Below are 22,166 nucleotides of genomic sequence, written 5' to 3'. Positions count from 1 at the left end.
GCTCAAACGATATCTTCTTTTTCCGGGTAAAATCGGAAAATGGATTTTTTAAGAATTCATCCCTTCGTTCCAATAGGGATGAAAACACCGAGAATAGATTTTGACGTATTTCAGTAACAGTAAATGACATGTCAGCACCTCCGTAAAAATGTCTTATAATCAAGGCGCGGCAACATTTTTTGGCTGACTTGTCAAGCAGTTTTCGCAGAAAACTGCAAAAAAATCAGAGGGTATTTCACCTCTGATTTCAGTAATATATTTAATTGTAACTATAGGATTGGGACGGGAAATCCTTATCTAAATGGCATTGGGACGGGGATTAGGGACCATTTTTGATCGGTATGAAATAGAGGAGAACTAGAGTATGGCGGGACAGATTACGCATATGGAAGTTGCGTACAGACTTATTGACAGATTGGGGATTGACGAGGGAAAAGCGGAGTACATTCTTGGCAGCGTTGCGCCTGATTCGGTGCACTTTGATGAGGATTACCTGCCCAAAAAGATTCATTCACATCTATTCGAGAACTGCGGACCATGGGGAGATACGCAGAACTACGATAACTGGATCATAAATATAAAAGCCTTCTGGAACAAATATGTGGTAAAAGAAAATGACAATGTTCGAAAGGCATTCTACATTGGAATCGTTGTACACTGCCTCACAGATTATTGGAACGATCTAGCAATCTGGCGAGCTCTGCAAAAAGAGATGATTCCGCCAATGACTTACGAGGAATTCAAAGAAGCTTATTACCCTGAATCAACCAGAATAGACAGATGGCTCTATCAGAACATAGATGATGCAACTGAGATAATGACACTCCTTGAAAACTCAAATGAAACAGATTTCGAGGACTATGTAAAGACTACTTGCATGACCAAGATGAAAAGACATCTCATAGACGAGCAGTATAATCTTCCTGATCCAATCGATGTATCCGGGCATAAATTCTATAAAGCAGATATGATGCGCAGGTTTGTTAGCGAAGTCCCGGACAGGATCTGCGAACAGATAAAAGAGTTTGACAACTCCCCTGCGGTTCAGATGCAGCTTATAAACGATGACTATCTAGGACGTATAGAGAAGCTTCGCCACGCATGCAGAGGAATACTTGTAAGGGAGGGAAAAGTTCTTTTGTGCCACGAGCCAAAGAGCGGATTGTACATCATCCCCGGAGGCGGAGTGGAAGGCCATGAAGACTACGCTGATTGCTGTGAGCGTGAGATGCTGGAGGAAACCGGATTTAAGACGAGAGCCGTGACAGGATATCTTGATATTGAGGAGCTCTTTGACGTCTGGAGACACATCAATCATTACTACATATGTGAACTTATAGAAGATACAGGAGTGCAGCATCTTACAGAAGCAGAGAAGCTTGCAGGGTACACTAATGTATGGGTTCCGTTTGAACGGGCGCTGGAGATATTCGGTAAATACGAAGACTACCACGACAGGGACATCGCAATCTATGGGCTTTACAAGCGTGAGCTAGCTGCGCTTAATGAGTATGAGAAGTTCATCTCAGGAGGAAAGCGCAATGGATAACAGGTCTTTTGACTCAAAGAGAATAGCGCTGGGTTATGCCAAACGCCCGTGGCTTCATAAATCCGTGATAGAGCAGCTGCTGCGCGACTGCAATCTTGACGAAACATATAAATTCAAAAACGGCCTGGACGTTGGCTGCGGAGCAGGTCTTTCTACAAAGGCCTTGCGCCTTATTTGCAACAAGGTGACCGGAACCGATATCGCGGACTCAATGGTAGAAGTCTGCAAGGAACTGTATGGTGAGGACCAAGCCTACACATTCTATGTCGCCAAGGCCGAAGAGACATTAGTCCCTGATATCAGGTACGACATAGTGACCGCCGCAGGCTGCATCAACTGGGTTGATGAGAAGAAGTTCATGTCAAACATGAATGAAGTCTTAGAAGATAACGGCCTCATATTCATATATGATTTTGGAATTACCGACAAGATGTCCGGGAGCGAAGCCTACACCATATGGTATCAGAACGAGTATCTAAAGAGATTTCCCAAGCCTTTCAGGAAAGAGAACAAGTGGACTCAGGCGGATCTGCCTGATGGTTTTACGATGGAAAAGCAGACCGAGTATGACATGGAGTATGAATTTGAACTCGGATCATTTGTGGACTTTATGCTGATCCAGTCAAATGTTAATGCGCAGATCGAGGGCGGAAACACTTCCGCTGATGAGGCAAGAGAATGGATGAAAACGTCTCTTGCGCCGATATTTGAACAAGGTAAAAAGAACCTTATATTCCACGGCTACAGCTGGTACATAAAGAAAAACTAAAATAGGGGAGTGTTGGAGAATGGAACGATTTGATGAGATTAGGTATGAAAGACCTGACTTTGAACTTCTGAAAGAAAAAACAAAAGCGGTTGAGGATGCAATTAAGGCTGGAGCTTCATTCGAGGAGATAGATAAGCTGAATGACGAATTACAGAGCTATGGCAATCATTGCCTCTCAATGGCTACATATATGTATATTCAGAGCTTTATCGATGGAACAAACGCGGAAGTGGCCGCGGAGACTGCGAATGTGATGGGACAGCTGGCGGCCAGCAATTCTAATTCTGCGTCTTTAAATGAAGCTATTCTGGCAAGCCCATACAGAGCGCATTTCGAGGAGGCGAATGGTAAATTCTTACTGGAATCCATGGAAAAGAAACAGGCTCTTTTCCGAGAGGGAGAAGAATACGCTATAAAAGAGCAGGAAATAATTGCACAGATCCACAAGCTCGCATCCGAGATGGAATTTGACTATAACGGCGAGAAGGTGTCAGCCTCCAAAATTGGAACGCTCAAAAACTCTGCGGACCGGGAGGTCAGAAAAGCAGCAAGACATGCGGAGAGAGCAGGCTTTGCGGAAAACGGCGAAGCATTTGGAAGTCTTCTTGATGAGCTGATCAAAACCCGCCATAAACTTGCGACAGCAAATGGCTTTAGTAATTATCTGGAATATGCAGATACTGAAAAAGACCGATTCTCTTATGGCGAAACGGAGCTTCGGGAGTTTGTGGGGAATGTAAAAAAGATAATCCTTCCGATTGTTGAGAAGAGCAATAAGGCACTTCAAAAGCGCCTGGGGCTTGATCACTATACATCTGATGACACAGATATCTTTTTTACTGACGGGAATGCTATGCCAAGCAGTCCTGACCTTGATTTTGCAGTGGATAATATTCAAAAAATGTATGATGACATGAGCCCGCGTCTTGGAACTGCATTCAGAAGAATGCGGGATAATGGCTATCTTAAACTGGAATACTCGGACAAAAAAGTTACCGGTATAGCTTTTTCTGTTCCAATGCCGGAGCAGAAGATTCCATTTATCTATGCCAACTACTTAGGAAGCGGATCTGATCTTAATGATATTATTCATGAGACCGGTCATACCATGCAGATACAGTTGTCCATGGATAAATACGATAACCAGGAGCTTCACAGCCAGGTACAGGATCTGAAGGAAGTCCCGTCTAAGACCATGGAGCTTATTTCTCTTGAATACGCCGACATGTTTTTTGGCAAAGACGCAGGAAAGCACAGAAAAAGCGTGCTGGCAGATTTTTTGGATGATATTACAGGTTTTTGCAGGTGGTTTGATTTTGAAACCTTTATCTATGAGAATCCTGATGCCACTGCGCAGGAGCGAATTGATAAATACAACGAACTTTTTGCACTGTATTTGCCGGGGGTTGAGATGATGGATCCGGATCTTCTTTCCAAAGGCGCAGCTCTTTACAGAGGTTTCAATATTTTCGGATTGCCAAGATATACGATAACATATTCCCTTTGTAATATGTCTGCGATCTACCTTGCAAATGAATTCAAAAAAGATAAGGAGAAGGGTACTGAGCTCTTTATCAAGCTGGGAGAGATCGGCCAATCCATGGATTATAACGAAGCTATAGCCTACATGGGGCTTAAGTCGTCTTTCTCTGAGGATGTTATAAGAGAAGTCGGAGAGTATCTGGAAACTGAATTGGAGTTATAGGATTTTGTGGCATGAAAAGACTTTTTGAAATTGATTTAAAAGACTATAAGGAATCAGGTAACGTATTTCGAAGACCCTCTGCAAGAGCAGTTATCAGAAAAGGCGACAAGATCGCGCTGGTGTACAGCCAGAAGGAGAAGTACTACAAATTCCCCGGTGGCGGAATACATGATGATGAGGACAAAAGACAGGCTCTCGTTCGCGAAGTCAGAGAGGAAGTCGGAATGGTTGTCATCCCGGAGAGTATCAGGGAATTTGGAAGTGTCCTTCGCAGGCAAAAGAGTGATCGGGGAGAGGACACTATCTTCGAGCAGGAGAACTATTATTACTTCTGCGATGTAGAAGACGAGCTGGTAGAGCAGGAACTTGATGATTACGAGAGCGATGCGGAATTTGTTCTGAGAGTAGTGGATTTTGATACGGCAATCGAAACCAATGACATATATTCCAGCGATGTCTTTTTTAACGAGGTCATGATAAAAAGAGATCTCAGAGTGCTGAGGTTATTGAAGGAGTTGTGAAGCTAACCATGGAGATAAGACGAATAGAGGAAAACGAAAAAACAGGAGAGTTCATCAACAGAGAATTCACAGATTATGCTGTGGACTGTGATGTGGCGCTGAACTTTGAGGAATTTACCTTCTCAGCAGAAGATGATGGAAAGATAGCGGGGATCATTACGGGGCGAGCATATTACAACGAGGTCCATATCGGCGATCTGATAATCGGAAAAGATTACAGAAGAGCCGGTGTCGGCAGCAGGCTTGTGACAGCAGTTGAGGAGGCTTACCGAGGAAGAGGTTATGACAAAATCGCACTCACTACCTTTGGATTTCAGGCACCGGAGTTTTATAAAAAGCTTGGCTATGAGCTTGAGTTTGTGAGAGAGGATAAGGATCCTAGGCTGAGTAAGTATTTTTACCTTAAAAAGATCTGAGAACAAGGAAAAGAGCTAATGATTAAACTGGAGACTGACAGGCTGATCCTCAGAGATTACACTGAGAGCGACTTTGATGCCTACTACAAATTAAAAACCGATGAAAAGACCATGTACTATATGCAAGATATCAAGCTGGATTTAGTAGATGATGCCAAGAGGCAGAAAAATGGATTATAGAAATATGAATACAGACAGAATAGATGAACTTAGAAAAGAATGGGAAGCAGAGGAGAAGATTGCCCACATTCACGGCTGGGACTTTTCTCACATCCATGACAGATACGAAGAGGAGGACGACCTTCCCTGGGATTACAAGAAGATAATTGAAGAGTATCTTGATCCTGACATGAAGCTTATGGATTTTGATACAGGTGGCGGAGAGTTCCTGCTATCGCTGGGACACCCTTACAAGAACACAGCAGCAACAGAGGGCTTTCCGCCAAACGTTGAGCTGTGCAAAGAGACTCTTTTACCACTTGGGATTGATTTTAAGCCCTGCGATAATGAATCAGTCATTCCTTTTGCCGACAGCTCTTTTGACATAATGATCAACAGACACGGCAGCTTTGACCCCAAGGAGATACACAGACTTCTTAAGGATGACGGCATATTTATCACTCAGCAAGTGGGAGGCAAGAACGACAGGGAATTGGTGGAGATGGTTCTTCCAGGCACACCTGAGCCCTTCCCGGAGTTAGAGCTCTCTATCCAGAAAAGGAAATTTGAAGAAGCCGGATTTGAAGTGATCCGAGGTGAAGAAGTGTTCAGACCCATCAGGTTCTATGATGTGGGCGCATTCGTGTGGTTTGCGCGCATCATAGAGTGGGAGTTTCCAGGATTCTCTGTGGAGAAGTGCTTTGACAAGCTCCTTGAGATGCAGGAAGAGATTGATAAAAACGGCTTTGTACAGGGAACTATCCACAGATATCTCATTGTAGCGAAAAAGTAAAAATGAGCCCCCGACTCCGTCCCTATTCAATGATGGATTCTGCGATGCCGGTCTGTGCGTTGGCTTCTGTTATGACCTCTGTAATAGGAGGCATTCACAAAATGGATGCCTCTATTTTTTATTGCGAGAAAGAGTTTAGTTGTCTGCAAAATAATTCATTTTGGGATTGCATCAAAAATCTTTTGGTGATAGCATAGTTTTTGTCAATAAAAAAGAAAGAGCGTTAATCGCATAGGTGAAGGAATGATTATTAGATAATTTAGCTTGAGTGAACACTATCAGTAATGACAATGCTGCCAAGGCAGCTATTTTGTGTACGCTTAAACTGGATTATCATACATTCTTAGCCTATTTTATTTCTATATACTTATAGTAGGTCTATTTGTGTGAGTCTATTTTGCGTATGCGGAATAGGCTTTTTTCATGCGCAGCTTACGGAAATGTATGCAGGAGGAAAAATGTTACAGATAAAAGACCTTACTATAACGCATCTCAAAGATCTGAGAATTATTCTGGATAAATTCAATATGGTATTAAATGATGGGGACAAAGCTGTGATCATAGGAGAAGAGGGAAATGGAAAGTCTACGCTTATGAAGTGGATATATGATCCAAATCTTGCAGAGGCATATACAGAGTGCAGTGGTGAAAGGATAATAGGAGGGGAGTCTTTGGGGTATTTACCTCAGGAACTTAATGAATGCGACAGAGTCAAAACCTTGTACGAGTATTTTTCAGAAGGAACGTTGTTTTTTGATAAGACACCAAAGGAACTATCCGAAATGGCTAGTCAGTTTCAGGTTCCATCAGAGTTCTTTTATAGTGACCAGATAATGGGGAGCCTGTCCGGTGGTGAGAAGGTAAAGGCGCAGCTTATGAGACTTCTTATGGATGAGCCGACAGTTCTTTTGCTGGACGAGCCTTCAAACGATATTGATATAAGTACGTTAGAACTCTTGGAAAAGCTGATAAAGGACTGGAAGCATATTGTTCTCTTTATTTCACATGATGAAACACTTATTGAGAATACGGCCAACGTTATCATCCATTTGGAACAGATAATGCGGAAAAGCAAGTCAAGATATACGATTGTAAAAGACAATTACGAGAACTACATAAAAAGAAGGGCTGATAACTTCCAGCGTCAGGAGCAGCAGGCACTTAATGATCGCAGGGAAAAGAAAATACGTGATGAAAAGTTCAGGCGAGTTTATGACAGCGTTGATCATGCACTTACGTATATATCAAAAGGCGCCAGAGATGCGCCGGGAAAGAAGCTGAAGGATAAGATGCATACCGTTAAGGCAATGGGGAAGCGCTTTGAAAAAATGGATGAAAACATGACTGAAATGCCGGAGCAGGAGGAGGCAATCTTTTTTAAACTTGGTAATAAAGATGCAATAGTGCCTGCTGGAAAGACGGTTATTGAGTATTCTCAGGATGAACTTAGAACGCCTGATGGGAGCAAAATCCTTTCCCGAAATATCTTTTTAAGGGTAAGAGGTCCTGAGAAAATCTGCATTGTGGGTACTAATGGAGTTGGAAAAACAACACTTCTTAAGAAAATGGCAGATGAGCTTCTTTCAAGAAAGGACATAAGAGCACAGTATATGCCGCAGAACTATGAGGATATGCTTGATCTTGATGCTACTCCGGTGGAGTATCTTGATGATACAGGGGATAAGGTGATTCGAACACGTATCAGAACATATCTTGGCTCCCTTAAGTATACTCCTGATGAGATGGACCATCCGATAAGGGAGCTGTCAGGCGGTCAGAAAGCCAAGGTGCTTCTTTTAAAGATGAGCATGTCTGATGCTAATGTTCTTATCCTTGATGAGCCAACAAGAAACTTTTCACCACTGTCGGGACCTGTAATCCGAAAAATGATAGCTTCTTTTCCCGGAGCAGTGATAAGCATCTCTCACGACAGAAAGTATATCGATGAGGTTTGTACGAAGGTATACACATTAACAGAGGAGGGACTGAAATAATGCATATTGAACCTTTTGATATGAAATATCTTAACGATTACTTTAATGGATTTAATGAAGAAATAACAAAATATCAGTGGCCGGAGCCGTTTGAAAACATTGAGGCTTCCAAAGATATGCTGCAGGAGTTTATGGATGAGATGGAGAAAGGAGAAACCCTGTTTTATTCTGTAATCTCAGATGATGATAAATTCATCGGGAGTGTGGAAATGCATGGAATGACAAGTGATTGTCCTGAACTGGGAGTCTGGATCATTGAGAATGAACAAAGAAAAGGATTTGCGTATGCTGCTTTAAAGGAACTGCTTAAGTATGCTGCAAGGACATATGACAAGAAAAAATTCTATTATGAGGCAGATATACGAAACGAAGGTAGCATGAAGCTACTAAGTAGGTTCGGGACAGATTATGATATTATCGAGTGTGATCTTGAGGAAACAGTAACAGATTCCGGAAAGAATCTTAAGCTGCAGGGATATGTGATTGAAGAAAAATATGGCATCTCGATGTGCCTTTTGAATGAAGAATACGGAGACATCTATGTTAGATAATAAAGGATTTGATTTATGGGCAGATGGTGATGTTGCATTTGAAACGAGGGCGGAATTCTATCCTAAATCCTATTGCTCCGGTGTAATTGAGATAAAAAAGGTAAACGATATATGTGTCAGCCTGTACATTCCAAAACTTGAGGACTTATGGTTCCGTGAGGAGTTTATGGCTGATCCTGCCACAATGGAATATAATCATGCCTGGGGTGGCACAATCCCATTTCCAAAGGAACAGTGGGAAGGCTGGTATAATGACTGGGTTGTAAATAATGATGGAAAATGCTTTTATCGTTATTTAAAGAATGCCGAGGGTTAGTTTGTTGGCGAGGTGGCATACCACATTGATAGTAAGCACAATATGTGTATGGCAGATGTAATCATTGCTTCAAAGTATCGTGGAAGAGGATATGGAAAGGCAGGGCTGCTGCTCCTTTGCGAACAGGCTAAGGACAATGGTATGGATAGCATATATGATGATATTGCAATCGATAACACTGCGGTCGGGCTTTTTATAAAATGTGGCTTTACGGAAGAATACAGAACAGAAGAGATAATAATGCTTAAGAAGCAGCTGGTATAGGTGTTGATGATTGCAGATAGTGTAAATTAGCGTAATATATTGGAGTATACGATAAATGAATATTGTTTTAGCAGGAGCAATGAAATATGAGTATTATAGTAAAAACAATGGAGTCAGATGATGAGAAAAAGGGGAAAGCCTATGTTCACTGGAAGTCATGGCATGAAGCATATGAAAAACTTGTGAGTAAGTCATATCTTGATAAGCTCACGCTCCAAAAGTGTGAGGAGTGGGCTTTTGAGTGGCCTGAAAATACGTATGTCGCTATAGACAATGGGAACGTGATTGGTTTCATGTGTTGCTTTGGGCATGGAGAAGAAGAGCCTGATGCAGGTGAAATAAATGCAATATATGTGCTTTCTGAGTATTATGGTACATGCGTGGCACAAAAGCTCATGGATACCGCTTTGGAAGAATTAAAAAAGTATTCCAGAAAAGAACTATGGGTTTTACAGGACAATCCTCGTGCAATAGCCTTTTATAAGAAATATGGTTTTCATGAAGATGGAACTGAAAAATACCTAAAGAGCCTTGAAGATACGGAAATACGCATGATTATGGAATGACGGAAAGGATATTGATTTGAGGAAATGGGATAAACAACCAGATCCCAATTTTATACAGAGGTGGTTAATGTGATAAAGCCGAAAAGATTAAAAAGGGGAGATAAGATCGCCATCGTAAGCCTCTCATGGGGCGGGCTGGGTGACGCCAAGCTTATTCACAAATATGGAATTGCTAAAGAACGTTTAGAACGCGACTTTGGCTTAAATGTTGTTGCTATGCCGCATGCTCTTAAGGGGAGCGAGTTTGTTTATGCCCATCCGGAACTAAGGGCAAAAGACTTAATGGATGCATTTTCGGATCCATCCATTAAGGGGATTTTCTCTGCCATAGGGGGCGATGATTCCGTAAGATTATTGCCATATATTGACTATGAGATCATAAGGAACAATCCTAAGATCTTTATGGGATATTCAGATACTACAGTCACTCATTTTATGATGAACAAAGCCGGAGTGGTTTCCTATTATGGTCCATCCGTTATGGCTGAATTCGGCGAATATGTTCAGATGTTTGACTATACGGAAAAATCAGTAAAGAGTTTATTATTCGACGATTCAAACGGATATGAGGTTTCTTCCTGCGAATACTGGTCGGACGATCATGTTTCCTGGTCAGAAGAAAATGTGAATGTGAAAAAGAAAACACGTCCCGAGGAGCATCATTATGAAGTGTTATCGGGGAGAGGAATTATCACCGGAGAATTATTAGGCGGCTGCCTGGATGTATTCCCGATGATCATTGGTACTGAAGTATGGCCTGAGCGCGATGAATGGAAGAATAAGATACTTCTTGTTGAAACAAGTGAAGAAAAGCCAAGTCCCGATCTGATAACGTATTATCTGAGGAACCTTGGCGCACAGGGAATACTGAATCGGATCAGGGGAATTGTCGTTGGAAAGCCTCAGGATGAACAGTTCTATGAGGAGTATAAAGAAGTGTATCGGACTGTGTTAGATGAGTTTAACTGTCAATCCCTGCCGGTCATTTACAATGTAAACATAGGTCACGCTGTTCCTACCGGAATCCTGCCGTTAGGGATAGAATGTGAGATCAATCTTGATAATAAAATTATCCGATTACTTGAATCGGCTACAGAATAGTCGGAATATACGGTACTTTATAGAAAGTGTTACAGTTTTTACCGTGTGCAATTCGAGACGGTTAAAAAATGGATTTTGTGGGGGAGAAATAGATGATTAAGAGAGCGAAAGTGGAAGACGCTGAAATACTTGCAGCATTAGCAATCCAAATGTGGACAGAACATGATTCGGAGGATATGGCAGAGGAGTTTCGTGAACTGGTGATGAATGATGAAGCAGTCTGCTTCCTCAAATATGAAGATGAGAAGCCGATTGGTTTTGCTCAGTGCCAGTTACGGTATGACTATGTGGAAGGAACAGAGAGTTCACCGGTAGGATATCTTGAAGGGATTCTGATTGTCGATCGATATCGAAAGAAGGGGTATGCCGCAGAACTGTTGGCAGAATGTGAAAAATGGGCCAAAGAAAAAGGCTGCACAGAATTTGCCAGTGATTGCGAGCTTGCCAATGAGGAAAGTCTGAAATTCCATATGGCTCTGGGATTTGAGGAAGCCAATCGTATCATATGTTTCAGGAAGGATATTTAGATACGCATGCTCGAACAGTTTGCATGGAGGTGGGACATGTCAACTAATTCATCTACAAATCTTCGTGATATTTTGAAAATGCCTGAAATTGATAGAATCCTATAGGAGTAGGGATAAAATCATGAAGAGGAAAAGAAAAGTGATTAAAATAATACTGATTATTGCAGGTGTTTTGCTGGTACTTTTTACGGCATTTTTGTTCTGGCTTCCATCGTTCATTTTGACGGGTAAAAGACAGACGCTTGATGAGGCTCTTAAGTGGCAGACTGACCACTATGATACGTCTTTTTATGATGGACTTGAAAAGACAGATTATCAGGTAAACGGGGTTGACGACTACGAGCTTCATGTTGAGCTATTGAAAAATCCGGTTGAGTCATCAAAGTATATAATCCTGTCCCATGGCTATACGGACAACCGTATGGGTTCTCTTAAATATGTCCGGATGTATATGGATCAGGGCTTTAACTGCATCATTTATGACCTCAGGGGACATGGTGAAAACGAGGCTGATTTTACAACATATGGAGTAAGGGAAGGTAAGGATTTAAAATGCCTTATAGATGACACAAGGAGCCGTTACAAAGACATTGAAGTTCTCGGCATTCATGGTGAATCCCTTGGGGCTGCAACAACGATTACTTCTTTGAAATATAAGCCCGAGGTTGATTTTGCCGTGGCGGACTGCGGTTTTTCGGATATTGAAAATGTGCTGAAGGAAGGTTACAAAAATGCCCATGTGCCTGTTTTTCTGGTTGACCTGGCAGATATTACCGGCAAAATTCGGTACCATTATTCAATAAAGAAAATGCGTCCCATAGACTCACTTGACGACAACACCATTCCGGTTTTGTTTATTCATGGCGCAGATGACATTTTTATCCTTCCGAAGAACTCAGAGGATATGAAAGAACGAACGAAAGGGTACAGCGAACTTCACATTATTCAGGGAGCAGGTCATGCTGAATCAATACTGACGGCCCCGGAAGAGTATAAGGAATATGTGACGGTATTCTTTACTTCGATTGATATTTGAAGTTATTTAGAAGGTGAAAACTATCATGATAAATTGGTGGATGATACCACACTCAGAGTGATGAAATTTATTTGGAGGCAGTATGAGTATGAACGTATATGAAAACAAAGAAAACACAGAAGTCAGGAACTTACTGGAAGACGAGAAAATCCCATTTGCAGTGTTGTACAGAGTGCTTGGCGGTCCGGTGAAGAAAGTGATAACCGATCATAAGCGTATCGTAATTGCTCATACGGCTCCTGTATTTCCTACATGGATATGGGCGCCTGACGATGTCACAGAAGCCGAGCTTGATGCTATTTATAACACCATAAGAGCGGAATTTATACCAATAACTGAATATAAATTCAACACAAAATACGAAATTGCAGAGTACCTGATAAAACGCCTTAAAGAAGATGGTGTAAATTTCGGTATCAAAGTAAACATAGCTTCTTATGAATGTCCTAACCCGGTGCCACCAAAGAAACAGGTGCAGGGACATCGTGACTTATTGAAAGAAAATGAAGTGATGCTTGCAGCCAGGCTTATCCGAGAGGCTTCTGTTGCCATCGGCGATGTTGTACTAAGCGAAGAAGAAAGCATTTCGGCGGCAAAAGAGCAGCTGCAAAGGCAGGTTCTTAATGTGTGGAGAGATAATAACGGTCGCGAAGTTTCTTTTTGTGATAAGAGGCCTGAATCTGATGAGTATACAGCAGTGTCGCAGTGTTATACACCGGAAGCAGATCGCGGCAAGGCATATGCCGGACAATTGATTTATGAAGTGTGCAAGGAGATAATTGCTGAAGGGAAAACCCCTATTCTTTATGCCGATGCGGACTATGTTCCTTCCAACAAATGTTATCAGAATATTGGCTTTAAGCTAAAAGCAAAAATAGCTATGATAGGACCGGATGGAGAATGATATGTACCCCCTATTCTGTACAACCGGATAGGGGGTATTTTCATGCACTATAGTAATGAATTTAACTTATCATTACCGGCTTTTATGACGATATATAATCGAGTATTAGTTACAATATGAAAGGTATCTGATATGAGAATTATAGATGGCGTTAGAACTATAGCATCTTTGCTCAAAGACCTTTTCTCCATGAGCGCTGATGAGAAAAAAGACTTTTACAGGTCTAAATGCCTGTATTATCAGGGCATCGTGGAGCTTAGTCTTGTGGTTGCTTCTCTTACTACTCTATGTTTCATATATTCGGATTACATGATAAATGGATCATTGTTTCCCACTATCATTCCAAGGCTTTCTATCCTTTTATTTATTGCGGCTTTCTTTATAGTTACCCATTTTTGCAGCAATCCCCGTACTATGATCATCATGGACTATTTTCTTGGTCATGGAATGTGCATTACAGCCATATGGACAGCTTATCTTCTTGTAGATAACAGCAATTCCGCAACAGGGATCATCATAGTCAATCTAATTTGGATGGTCATTGCATATGTGGCAACCAACAGGGATACCGTTATTAATGGGATAATTTATATTGCAGAGATATACATCACCAATCTTTTTGTCCATTATTCCAATTATGAACAGATCCTGGCACTGGAGATTCCATGTATTGCGGGTATAGTACTTGTTAATTATGTCATGACGGCCTTTTATCTGGATCATTACAGGATGAGCCAGAAGCTGGAGAAAGCCCTGGTCACAGATCCCCTTACTCAGGTATATAACAGGCATCTTTTAGAGCGGATCATCTGCAATAACAGGATAAGGAACAGCACCCCCGATGATCAGATAGCCATGGCTATGCTGGATATAGATGATTTTAAGAAAATCAATGATGAAAACGGACACTATACAGGTGATCTTGCTCTGATGTATTTGGGGAAGAAGCTGGCATCTGAGACTCATGCTGACGATTATGTGATCCGCTACGGCGGTGAAGAATTTGTGATAATCCTGAGAAATTGTGCCGTTACTGATGCCTGTGCGCGTATGCAGCAGTTTAGGACCGATATAGAAAGTGCAGATGATGCTCCCATACACTTTACGATCTCTGTAGGTGTCACAGCATATAATGGCAATTATCTCCAGACCCTTCAGAGGGTCGACCAGGCTCTTTATAAGGCCAAAAATACAGGTAAAAACAAAGTAATAGTCATCTAGCGGTAAAACGTATATAAATTATTAATAAATCGTTTACCACGGCGATAATTTGATATAATTATTAATAGCTGTTTCTATGTCCGAGTTTTTCTTGAAACCTTGTAAAAAGGAAAGGATGGATCTGATATGGAATTGGTACATTTTATAAGGCACGCTGACGACACCCTGTATGTAAGTATAGATGGCAAGGTGGATTCTATCACCACGCCTGACGTTGAACAGGCTTTTAATGATCTTCTTGGCAAATACCCTTCCAAAAGAATTGATATAGATGCTGATAAGCTGGAATACATTTCCAGTATGGGACTTAGATGCCTTCTGAAGCTCAAAAAAGAGATGCAGGATACTCTTGTAGTAAACAATGTGTCTATCGAAGTATTTGAAATATTTGAGATGACAGGTTTTACCAATATCCTGGAGATCCATAAGAGGCTCAGAAATATATCCGTAGATGGCTGTGAGCTCATAGGTCAGGGCGCAAACGGTAAGGTTTACCGATTGTCCGGAGATACTATTGTAAAGGTATATGCTCCCGGTGCGGATATGACCGATATTAACAGGGAGAGAGCTCTGGCTCAAAAGTCATTTGTTTGCGGCATACCTACTGCGATCACCTTTGATGTTGTCAAAGTGGGTGACTGCTTTGGTGTGGTATTTGAGCTGTTAAATGCCAGATCTCTATCTGATGTGATCAAAAATGATGTGGACAATTTTGAAAAGTATGCAGATCAGTATGTGGAGCTATACAGATCATTTCATACCACAGAAGTAAATGCAGACGATTTTCCTGCATTAAAGGATATATACCAGTCTTATATAGACGGCTGTACATCTTGGTACACTCCCGGGGAGATAAGCGATCTTCGCAGGATGGTGGATTCTATACCGGATTGCAATACACTTATACATGGTGATTATCATCCTCGCAATATCATGGTCCAAAACGGTGAACTCATAATAATAGATATGGGTGATGTGGGAAGAGGTCATCCGATCCTTGATTTCCTCGCTACAGCAGCCACTCAGGCCAATCTGGTAGAGCTCTCGCCTGAATATGCCCAGATCCATACGGGCATGCCTGTGGAGCTCATAAAGAGACTATGGAACTATCTGCTGGATCATTACTTTAAGGGCAGGAGTCCTGAAGAGATACATGCGCTGGATCTGCAGATCAGGGCCTATTCCAAATTAAAGGTTGCACTTGCACCTATTGTAGGAAGAGGCGCCGGAGATGAAATCATAAAAGCCAGCGTTGAAGATGCAAAGGCAAATCTCATTCCCAATATAGACTCATTGATCAAAGGTTTTATCTGGTAAATTCTTGTTCACTTTTGCAGAGCCGGGGGTAATTATGGTAGATATTACTGTTGTAACACCTTTCCATAATGTTGATCTTGATATCTTTAAGGACTGCTTCAGGTCCATGGTGTCCCAGACCATAGGGATAGAGAATGTAGAGTGGATCATAGTACTTCATAATTGCGAGCAGCAGTATATTGAGGCTGTCAGGGAGATGGTAAAGCCTTATCCCAGCGTACTGACACCTGAACTTAATAATGATGCAAGAACCCCCTCCAGCCCCAGAAATTATGGTCTGTCCATGGCAACTGGCAGGTACGTGGGCTTTTTGGACGGGGATGACAGCTATCTTGCGGATTGTCTGGAGGTGGCAGTGCGCAATATTAAGGAGACTGATTCTGATATTCTGTGCTTTAAAAGAGAATATGAGATGGAAGACTCTGATGGCCTGCCTCTTGGCGAGGGATTTTTGCTGGACCAGTCCGTTCCAAGGCTGATAGTAAGCCGTGATAACTGGGAAGCTGAAAAGACCTTTGTCAGTGTATGGGGCATGGTCACATCCAAAATTTATTCCAATGATTTTCTAAAAAAGAATGATCTGAGATTTAATGAGGAAATACGCTTTGCAGAAGACGGAGCCTTTAATCTTGAGGCGTATTATCTGGCCCGTCAGATCTGCTATCTGCCTCAGTTTGTGGGATATCACTATTATATCAACAGTGCATCCCTGGTTCAGTGTGTCAAAAAGGATGCTGATACTCTGATCTCCTATGCAGAAGGATTTGTAAAAATATTTGAGATTGGTATGAAGAGAGGCCTGTTCATGAATAATATGATCGGAGGCCTTTTGTTCCATACCTCCAGATTCCTTGAGGTGTCTGATCTGGACATCGATTCCAAAAAGAAGATCAGAGATATGCTCATGCCATATCTCCGCATCGTAAAGCCCTTTGATGTATGTGAGATCTATACAGAGGATGATGTCAAGCTCAGATATGACTATCCGTGGAGGGTCATTCCCGATGTGGGTGATAGTGACATCTGGGAGGATAGCAGCAAAAAGGATTACCCCCTGACCTTTGCCCAGTTATATCAAAAGACCATTATGGAAAATGGCGGCGTTGGTATAGAGGCCATAGAAATGGACAGATATTATGAGCTTGAAGGTGACATAGATGAAGTCAGGCTTAAGAAGGCTGTCTATGACACTCTATCTGCTCATGAGATATATCAGAGCAGGATAGACGGATCTGTTATGAGAAAATCGGACGATGGACCTGTCGTAGCTCTCTATTATTTCACAGATGCTTTGTTCAAAGAATACAGGACAGCTTCATATGCTCGCAATCTTGATTGCAGGATAGAAGCTCCTATGCAGATAGATATCATATCCTGTGTCAGGGATTATTGCGATCATAAGAGTGCCAATGAACTGGAAGGCCATAAATACCTCCATATCAAAGCCAGTCATTATGTATATGATCAAAACAGTCTCTGCAATCTTTTTGATGAGATCTCCGCAAGATACGATGGAAACGAGTCCATGGTATCACCGGAGAAGATCACACTTTTTGATATCTCCGATGAAGAGACGGATCTGAAGGGCAGTAATAAATACAGGCAGGCCATGGATTTTCTGGGAGATCAGTACAGTGGCAGAAACTATGCATCCTTATTTAAAAATGCAGGTGAAAATACCATCGTGATCAGCAAGATCCTGGAGGATGTCCCTGCTGATGAGCTGGACAAAAAAGTCAGAGACAAGAAGCTCTCCACCGGAGTATTCATGATAGGCGTGTTTGAAAAAACGCTGGCTGATCATACAGGCCAAAAGGATTTCTCATATATGCTCTTGTCTGACGGAAGAGATGATCCTGACAGGGTTGCTACCCATGGTGTTATGGCAAAAGGTGTATATATCACATCTTCCACCGGTGATTATGGGGAAGATGGGCCTGACCTGTCAGATGATAAAGTCAGGGAGGAATATTTTAGTAAGGTAGCCTATAAGGCTAAAGAAAGCATAGCTCACAATATTGTGGACTTCAGGGAACTGATGGACAGATACGGGGAGGTTAATTCCCTGATCACCATCAATTACATAGGCAATAACAAGTATAAACACAGGCTACGCGGTCATGAATTGCAGCATAGATTTTCTGCAGAGCATGCAGCATCTATCAGGACATTCTCCGGACTGACCTTTAATATCGAGAAGGTGGGGCAGTCATTTAATCTGGTAGCTATGTCATATGCAATGACCAAAGAAGAGATCATGGCTTTTACAGCTCTCTTTGAGAAGAATGTCAAGACAGTACTTGAAATAAACTGATCCCATGATTTCCACGCAAACCCTATAAGAGTCCTTATTCAGAAAAGAGGTCAATATGAAAAAAGTATCCATCATTGTTCCTATGTACAAGGCTAAAGCTTATATCAGACCCTGTGTAGAAGCCCTGCTGCGTCAGGGACTGGGAGACGACCTGGAGATACTCCTCATAGATGACAGGTCCCCGGATGATACATATGACTACGCTGTAAATCTCTATAAGGACCTGCCCTGCGTGCGTGTCATAGAACAGGAGCAAAACGGAGGCCCCGGCAAAGCCAGGAACAGAGGTCTTGAGGAAGCCAGCGGCAAGTATATCTGTTTTGCTGATGTGGATGATATGTATCTGGATAATGCCATATCAGACATGTTATCCGTTGCTGAAGAAGAGAATGCCGATGTTGTCCATACAACAGGCGTTCGTCTCACGGTTACCCCAAAGCTTCCTGATGATCTTACGACTTTGACGGAAGATGATTTTGTTAATCTGATCTTTTCCAGGAGTAAAAGGGATAAAAATGATCTTTCCAACATATCCTTTGATGATATGGCGGAGCGTCTCAGAGCCTGGTATGCCTATGAGATCCACTGGAGCGTGTGGGGCAAGCTATATAAAAAGGAATTTCTGGATAAAAACAATATACGCTTTCTGAATATGAAGATCGGTGAAGACTGTATCTTTGTGATGCAGTGCGTTTTGACAGCGGATAAATATGTTCAAAATAACAGGTTCTCATATATCTATAGGACGGGTGAAGCCCAGTCTGTATCAAGAGGCGTGGGAAATCCTAAGGTTTTTATCAGTGCCCAGATGTCACTGTTTGAGATAGAGAAGAATTTTGACAGGATATTTAGTAATATTCCCTATCTTAAGGAGCATCCGGAGGAGATTACCAGGTTAAAGGAGATGGAAATTGCTGATATAAAAGCTCCCTATGCCATAGCCAAATACAAGGAGATAGGAAGGGATGTATTAAGCAGGGATGAAGGTGTGATAGCCCTGTTTGAAAAATATTGTCCTGATGATCCCAAAGGTGCGATGGATAAGATATTTGAAGAATATGAACAGGCTGAAAATGACAGAAATGCTGATAGTTTTTCATCCTATGAATTCTGGAATGTGATAAAAAAGAAGGTTGGACATAGGGTATGTTCTTTGGAGGATATAGTATCCCGTAGCTTTTTGTCATGGTAATGCGAAAATCTGAGATTTTAGAGAGGATCTGAGAATGTATTTTATCAGTGAGTTTGCTGCAAAAGTTTCAGAATTAAAAGACAGTGTTGCCATAACTGACAGGGACGGCAAGAGGTCGCTAACATACGGCGAGCTTGACAGCCTGTCCTCAAAGATAGCCCATAAACTTGCTGTAAGCGGTGTCTTAAAAGGAGACAGCGTGATCATTATCCTGCCCAGGATCAGCGAATATATAGCCTGTGAGATCGCGCTTTTAAAGCTGGGCGCGGTGGTAGTCCCTCTGATTCCCGATTATCCCCAGGAGAGAGTAGCTTATATCCAAAAGGACAGCGGAGCCAAAATGCTCATAAGAGAGGACTTCCTTGAGGGTATAGATTCAGAGGATGCAGATTGTGAAATTGCAGACGCAGTTGATGAAGAGAAGGCCATGATACTCTATACCTCCGGCTCAACCGGTAAACCCAAGGGTGTGGTATACACAAGGTCTAATGTGGATGCACATATCACCAGGATGAGGCCTTTTCTTAAAGAGATCAGCCCTCCCCTTTTTGCTGCATCGGCGACCATGTCCTTTTGCGTGACTGTGATGGAATACCTATGCAATCTGTCTTTGGGAGCACATGTCCATATGATCAGTGATCTTGTCAGGTCAGATGCAGGTCTTTTGGCAAGCTATTACACTGACAATCATATCAGAACAGGCTTTATCAGCCCCAGGATCCTGAAGCTATTTGATTATAAAGGCGGTGACCTTGTCAGAGTCATTACGGCCAGTGAAAAGGTGGTCAATATCTACTCTGATGATTATGAGATCTATAACTGCTATGGTCAGAGTGAGACCATAGGTATCTTTACTGCATTTCCTATAGACAGGCTCTATGACAATACTCCCATCGGTAAGGCACTGCCCGGATCAGACATGGTGATCATAGACGGGGACGGTAATGAGCTTCCTAATGGACAGGAAGGTCAGATATGCATAATCGGCAATTTCCCTTGCGAATATAATAATCTTCCTGACCAGACTTCTCAGGTATTTAAAAAGCTCCCTGATGGCAGGACCTTTATCTATTCAGGCGATATAGGCAAGAAGCTCCCTGATGGCAATGTGATCTATCTCAACAGAAATGACTGGATGATCAAGATCCACGGTCAGAGAGTAGAGCCCGGTGAGATAGAGTCAGTCATGAATGCAGTAGACGGTGTCACTTCTTCCATAGTAAAGGCATTTGACAATGATGACGGCACCATGCTTTTGTGCGGCTTTTATACAGAGAGTAAGCCTGTGGACAAAGCTGCTATCAAAAAAGGTCTGGAGGACAAGCTTCCTCATTACATGATCCCGGGTGCATTTGTCAGGATGGATGCTTTTCCTGTTAATGCCAATGGCAAGGTTGACAGGAAATCCATTGGAAGACCTGATTTTAATACTCTGACTGCAGATTATGAAGAGCCTGTGGACTGCGCAGAAAAGGCAATTTGTGATGCTATGCAAAAGGTGCTGAATATCAGCAGGGTAGGTAGAAACGACAATTTCTTTGAACTGGGAGGTAACTCACTTAATGCTGTGGCGCTATGTTCTGAATGTAAGCTGGAGGGTATCACCAGCAGAGCTGTCATAAACGGCAAGACTCCCAAAGGCATAGCAGAGCTGCTTGCTTCAGCGTCAGGGGTATTAAAGCCTGAGTTTAACAGAAGGTATGAGGTAAGAGATGAATATCCTATGGCTTTGTCAAATCACTACAATTTCTATGATTGTGAGAAGATTGGAGAAAGTATAGATCTCATGGACTGGAGACCCTATTATGAGCTGGATGATACAGTAGACGTCAAAAGGCTTAAGGGTGCCATAGAGGATAGCCTGAATGCTCATCTGGTATATGGCATTAGATTTAGTTCATCAAGAAAGCTTATCAGGCCTTCTGCAGTTAATGCTCATGTTAAAGAGCTGGATATAGAACCTGATAAGTTTATGGAGTATAGAAGGAGCAAAGCGGCCTCCAAACGAGACCTTGAACACGATCCCATGTTTGATGTGGAGATCGTCCATGTAGGTGATGAGAAGACCTATCTCTACTTTAATATGACCCATCAGGTATTTGACGGAGCATCCGTAGCCCTCCTATATGATGAGATCTCTGACAGATATGAAGGCAAAGAGGTTGCAGCAGAGGAATACGACATTTTCGATGTTGCATCCTATGAAGAGGAAGTCAGGAATGGCCCCTTCTACAAAGAGGCAGAGGAGTTTTTTGACAGGCAGCTGGGCTCTTTGAAGGATAAGCCGCGGGGCGATAGCGATGACCATATGGATTCATCTGTGAGAAAGCTCACAAGCCTTGACTTTGCAGCTATCGGCAAGGACGCATTCCTCAGAAAGCTTGGAGTATCCCAGATAGTATATATCCAGGCGGCACTATATCTGGCGGCAGCCAAATATATGGATAGAGAAGAGCTGACCATAAAGGTGCTCCATAGCGGAAGAGACTTTGCTGCATATAATGGGATACACGGAAGCGTGGCCAGAGCAGTATTTGTCCTTGCGAAGTCTTCGCCTGATATGACAGTGGCAGATTTTATGGGCAGGCTCCAGGAATCCTATCAGGAATCCGTATATTATGACGTGATCCCCATGAAAGAGCTGGCAGAGAAGTATCCCGCAGCCGAATCTGAGATATATCTAAATTACAGAGGAAGGATGGGACATGGCTTTCATCTGGGCAATAAGAGCTTTGAGTTTTTGCTCCTTGGATATTTCTTTGATGGCAAGCATATAGAAGCTCTTCTCAATATGCAGATAGACGAACTTCCGGACGGAAGACTGAGCCTTAGCCTGGGTGCAGGATTCTTTGATCAGGCCAAAACAGAAAGAATAGCAGAAGCATTTGAAAAGGCACTTGAGCTTATTGTAACTTGCGAAAAGGTTGCTGATATTTTGGAGAGGATCTGAG

The 22,166-nt window shown here is 42.2% G+C and carries 21 protein-coding genes; all 21 read left to right on the top strand.

The annotated features are described in order from the left end of the window. Positions 1 to 364: 364 nt before the first annotated feature. The 21 genes from G636_RS20085 to G636_RS0113485 all read left to right on the top strand — a co-directional run bounded on the left by G636_RS20085 (position 365) and on the right by G636_RS0113485 (position 22,165). Positions 365 to 1,549: an NUDIX domain-containing protein gene (locus G636_RS20085; RefSeq protein ID WP_081668486.1), complete on the top strand. Its 1,185-nt coding sequence runs from the start codon at positions 365 to 367 to the stop codon at positions 1,547 to 1,549. After that, on the top strand, positions 1,542 to 2,318 hold the full coding sequence (locus G636_RS0113575; RefSeq protein ID WP_026508502.1) for a class I SAM-dependent methyltransferase: 777 nt from the start codon (positions 1,542 to 1,544) through the stop codon (positions 2,316 to 2,318). The genes G636_RS20085 and G636_RS0113575 overlap by 8 nt, the downstream gene beginning before the upstream one ends. Before the next feature lie 19 nt (positions 2,319 to 2,337). Continuing rightward, positions 2,338 to 4,023, top strand: coding sequence for a M3 family metallopeptidase (locus G636_RS0113570; protein WP_026508501.1), 1,686 nt, complete (start codon positions 2,338 to 2,340; stop codon positions 4,021 to 4,023). 11 nt (positions 4,024 to 4,034) lie between these two features. Further along, positions 4,035 to 4,544: an NUDIX hydrolase gene (locus G636_RS0113565; protein WP_026508500.1), complete on the top strand. Its 510-nt coding sequence runs from the start codon at positions 4,035 to 4,037 to the stop codon at positions 4,542 to 4,544. Positions 4,545 to 4,552: 8 nt separating this feature from the next. Then, positions 4,553 to 4,960 (top strand): GNAT family N-acetyltransferase, encoded by a 408-nt coding sequence (locus G636_RS0113560; RefSeq protein WP_155832400.1) that lies wholly within the window; start codon positions 4,553 to 4,555, stop codon positions 4,958 to 4,960. An 18-nt stretch (positions 4,961 to 4,978) separates the two neighbouring features. After that, a complete protein-coding gene (locus tag G636_RS20375; RefSeq protein ID WP_155832399.1) occupies positions 4,979 to 5,140 on the top strand; it encodes a hypothetical protein in 162 nt (53 codons plus the stop codon). After that, positions 5,130 to 5,912 carry a methyltransferase domain-containing protein gene (locus G636_RS0113550; protein WP_242826978.1) on the top strand — a complete coding sequence of 261 codons (783 nt, stop codon included), beginning with the start codon at positions 5,130 to 5,132 and terminating at the stop codon, positions 5,910 to 5,912. The genes G636_RS20375 and G636_RS0113550 overlap by 11 nt, the downstream gene beginning before the upstream one ends. 458 nt (positions 5,913 to 6,370) lie before the next feature. Further along, positions 6,371 to 7,906 carry an ATP-binding cassette domain-containing protein gene (locus G636_RS0113545; RefSeq protein WP_026508497.1) on the top strand — a complete coding sequence of 512 codons (1,536 nt, stop codon included), beginning with the start codon at positions 6,371 to 6,373 and terminating at the stop codon, positions 7,904 to 7,906. Continuing rightward, a complete protein-coding gene (locus G636_RS0113540; RefSeq protein WP_026508496.1) occupies positions 7,906 to 8,457 on the top strand; it encodes a GNAT family N-acetyltransferase in 552 nt (183 codons plus the stop codon). The genes G636_RS0113545 and G636_RS0113540 overlap by 1 nt, the downstream gene beginning before the upstream one ends. Next, positions 8,447 to 8,773, top strand: coding sequence for a hypothetical protein (locus G636_RS20940; RefSeq protein ID WP_242826977.1), 327 nt, complete (start codon positions 8,447 to 8,449; stop codon positions 8,771 to 8,773). Before G636_RS0113540 ends, G636_RS20940 begins: the two co-directional genes overlap by 11 nt. A 12-nt stretch (positions 8,774 to 8,785) precedes the next feature. Next, positions 8,786 to 9,037 carry a GNAT family N-acetyltransferase gene (locus G636_RS20935; RefSeq protein ID WP_256379612.1) on the top strand — a complete coding sequence of 84 codons (252 nt, stop codon included), beginning with the start codon at positions 8,786 to 8,788 and terminating at the stop codon, positions 9,035 to 9,037. 86 nt (positions 9,038 to 9,123) lie between these two features. Further along, the gene (locus G636_RS0113530; protein ID WP_026508495.1) at positions 9,124 to 9,603 is read left to right on the top strand and encodes a GNAT family N-acetyltransferase; all 480 of its coding nucleotides are present in this window, start codon (positions 9,124 to 9,126) and stop codon (positions 9,601 to 9,603) included. A 69-nt stretch (positions 9,604 to 9,672) separates the two neighbouring features. Continuing rightward, positions 9,673 to 10,704, top strand: a complete 1,032-nt coding sequence (locus tag G636_RS0113525; RefSeq protein WP_026508494.1) for a S66 family peptidase — start codon at positions 9,673 to 9,675, stop codon at positions 10,702 to 10,704. A gap of 92 nt (positions 10,705 to 10,796) precedes the next feature. Continuing rightward, on the top strand, positions 10,797 to 11,231 hold the full coding sequence (aac(6'), locus tag G636_RS0113520; protein ID WP_026508493.1) for an aminoglycoside 6'-N-acetyltransferase: 435 nt from the start codon (positions 10,797 to 10,799) through the stop codon (positions 11,229 to 11,231). 121 nt (positions 11,232 to 11,352) lie between these two features. Then, on the top strand, positions 11,353 to 12,267 hold the full coding sequence (locus G636_RS0113515) for an alpha/beta hydrolase (RefSeq protein ID WP_035779725.1): 915 nt from the start codon (positions 11,353 to 11,355) through the stop codon (positions 12,265 to 12,267). 88 nt (positions 12,268 to 12,355) lie between these two features. Further along, complete coding sequence (locus G636_RS0113510; RefSeq protein ID WP_026508491.1) at positions 12,356 to 13,171, top strand: GNAT family N-acetyltransferase; 816 nt, start codon at positions 12,356 to 12,358, stop codon at positions 13,169 to 13,171. A gap of 132 nt (positions 13,172 to 13,303) precedes the next feature. Then, entirely contained in the window at positions 13,304 to 14,392 is a 1,089-nt protein-coding gene (locus G636_RS0113505) for a GGDEF domain-containing protein (protein ID WP_026508490.1), read from the top strand. A gap of 126 nt (positions 14,393 to 14,518) precedes the next feature. Continuing rightward, positions 14,519 to 15,709: a phosphotransferase gene (locus G636_RS0113500; RefSeq protein ID WP_026508489.1), complete on the top strand. Its 1,191-nt coding sequence runs from the start codon at positions 14,519 to 14,521 to the stop codon at positions 15,707 to 15,709. 34 nt (positions 15,710 to 15,743) lie between these two features. Beyond that, the gene (locus G636_RS0113495) at positions 15,744 to 18,023 is read left to right on the top strand and encodes a glycosyltransferase (protein WP_026508488.1); all 2,280 of its coding nucleotides are present in this window, start codon (positions 15,744 to 15,746) and stop codon (positions 18,021 to 18,023) included. A 55-nt stretch (positions 18,024 to 18,078) separates the two neighbouring features. Further along, positions 18,079 to 19,215 (top strand): glycosyltransferase family 2 protein, encoded by a 1,137-nt coding sequence (locus G636_RS0113490; RefSeq protein ID WP_026508487.1) that lies wholly within the window; start codon positions 18,079 to 18,081, stop codon positions 19,213 to 19,215. A 34-nt stretch (positions 19,216 to 19,249) separates the two neighbouring features. Further along, positions 19,250 to 22,165, top strand: coding sequence for an AMP-binding protein (locus G636_RS0113485; protein WP_026508486.1), 2,916 nt, complete (start codon positions 19,250 to 19,252; stop codon positions 22,163 to 22,165). The last annotated feature ends 1 nt before the right edge of the window (position 22,166 follow it).

Origin of the sequence: Butyrivibrio sp. MC2013 (genome assembly GCF_000424585.1) — a bacterium.
Lineage (GTDB): Bacteria > Bacillota > Clostridia > Lachnospirales > Lachnospiraceae > Butyrivibrio.
The sequence above is the reverse complement of the archived record's forward strand: the minus strand, read 5'-3'. Positions and strand labels throughout refer to the sequence as shown.

Bases quoted from the DNA above. Each gene is read 5' to 3' on its own strand.
- G636_RS20085 (WP_081668486.1), top strand. From the start codon at position 365: ATGGCGGGACAGATTACGCATATGGAAGTTGCGTACAGACTTATTGAC.
- G636_RS0113575 (WP_026508502.1), top strand. From the start codon at position 1,542: ATGGATAACAGGTCTTTTGACTCAAAGAGAATAGCGCTGGGTTATGCC.
- G636_RS0113570 (WP_026508501.1), top strand. From the start codon at position 2,338: ATGGAACGATTTGATGAGATTAGGTATGAAAGACCTGACTTTGAACTT.
- G636_RS0113565 (WP_026508500.1), top strand. From the start codon at position 4,035: ATGAAAAGACTTTTTGAAATTGATTTAAAAGACTATAAGGAATCAGGT.
- G636_RS0113560 (WP_155832400.1), top strand. From the start codon at position 4,553: ATGGAGATAAGACGAATAGAGGAAAACGAAAAAACAGGAGAGTTCATC.
- G636_RS20375 (WP_155832399.1), top strand. From the start codon at position 4,979: ATGATTAAACTGGAGACTGACAGGCTGATCCTCAGAGATTACACTGAG.
- G636_RS0113550 (WP_242826978.1), top strand. From the start codon at position 5,130: ATGGATTATAGAAATATGAATACAGACAGAATAGATGAACTTAGAAAA.
- G636_RS0113545 (WP_026508497.1), top strand. From the start codon at position 6,371: ATGTTACAGATAAAAGACCTTACTATAACGCATCTCAAAGATCTGAGA.
- G636_RS0113540 (WP_026508496.1), top strand. From the start codon at position 7,906: ATGCATATTGAACCTTTTGATATGAAATATCTTAACGATTACTTTAAT.
- G636_RS20940 (WP_242826977.1), top strand. From the start codon at position 8,447: ATGTTAGATAATAAAGGATTTGATTTATGGGCAGATGGTGATGTTGCA.
- G636_RS0113530 (WP_026508495.1), top strand. From the start codon at position 9,124: ATGAGTATTATAGTAAAAACAATGGAGTCAGATGATGAGAAAAAGGGG.
- G636_RS0113515 (WP_035779725.1), top strand. From the start codon at position 11,353: ATGAAGAGGAAAAGAAAAGTGATTAAAATAATACTGATTATTGCAGGT.
- G636_RS0113510 (WP_026508491.1), top strand. From the start codon at position 12,356: ATGAACGTATATGAAAACAAAGAAAACACAGAAGTCAGGAACTTACTG.
- G636_RS0113505 (WP_026508490.1), top strand. From the start codon at position 13,304: ATGAGAATTATAGATGGCGTTAGAACTATAGCATCTTTGCTCAAAGAC.
- G636_RS0113500 (WP_026508489.1), top strand. From the start codon at position 14,519: ATGGAATTGGTACATTTTATAAGGCACGCTGACGACACCCTGTATGTA.
- G636_RS0113495 (WP_026508488.1), top strand. From the start codon at position 15,744: ATGGTAGATATTACTGTTGTAACACCTTTCCATAATGTTGATCTTGAT.
- G636_RS0113490 (WP_026508487.1), top strand. From the start codon at position 18,079: ATGAAAAAAGTATCCATCATTGTTCCTATGTACAAGGCTAAAGCTTAT.
- G636_RS0113485 (WP_026508486.1), top strand. From the start codon at position 19,250: ATGTATTTTATCAGTGAGTTTGCTGCAAAAGTTTCAGAATTAAAAGAC.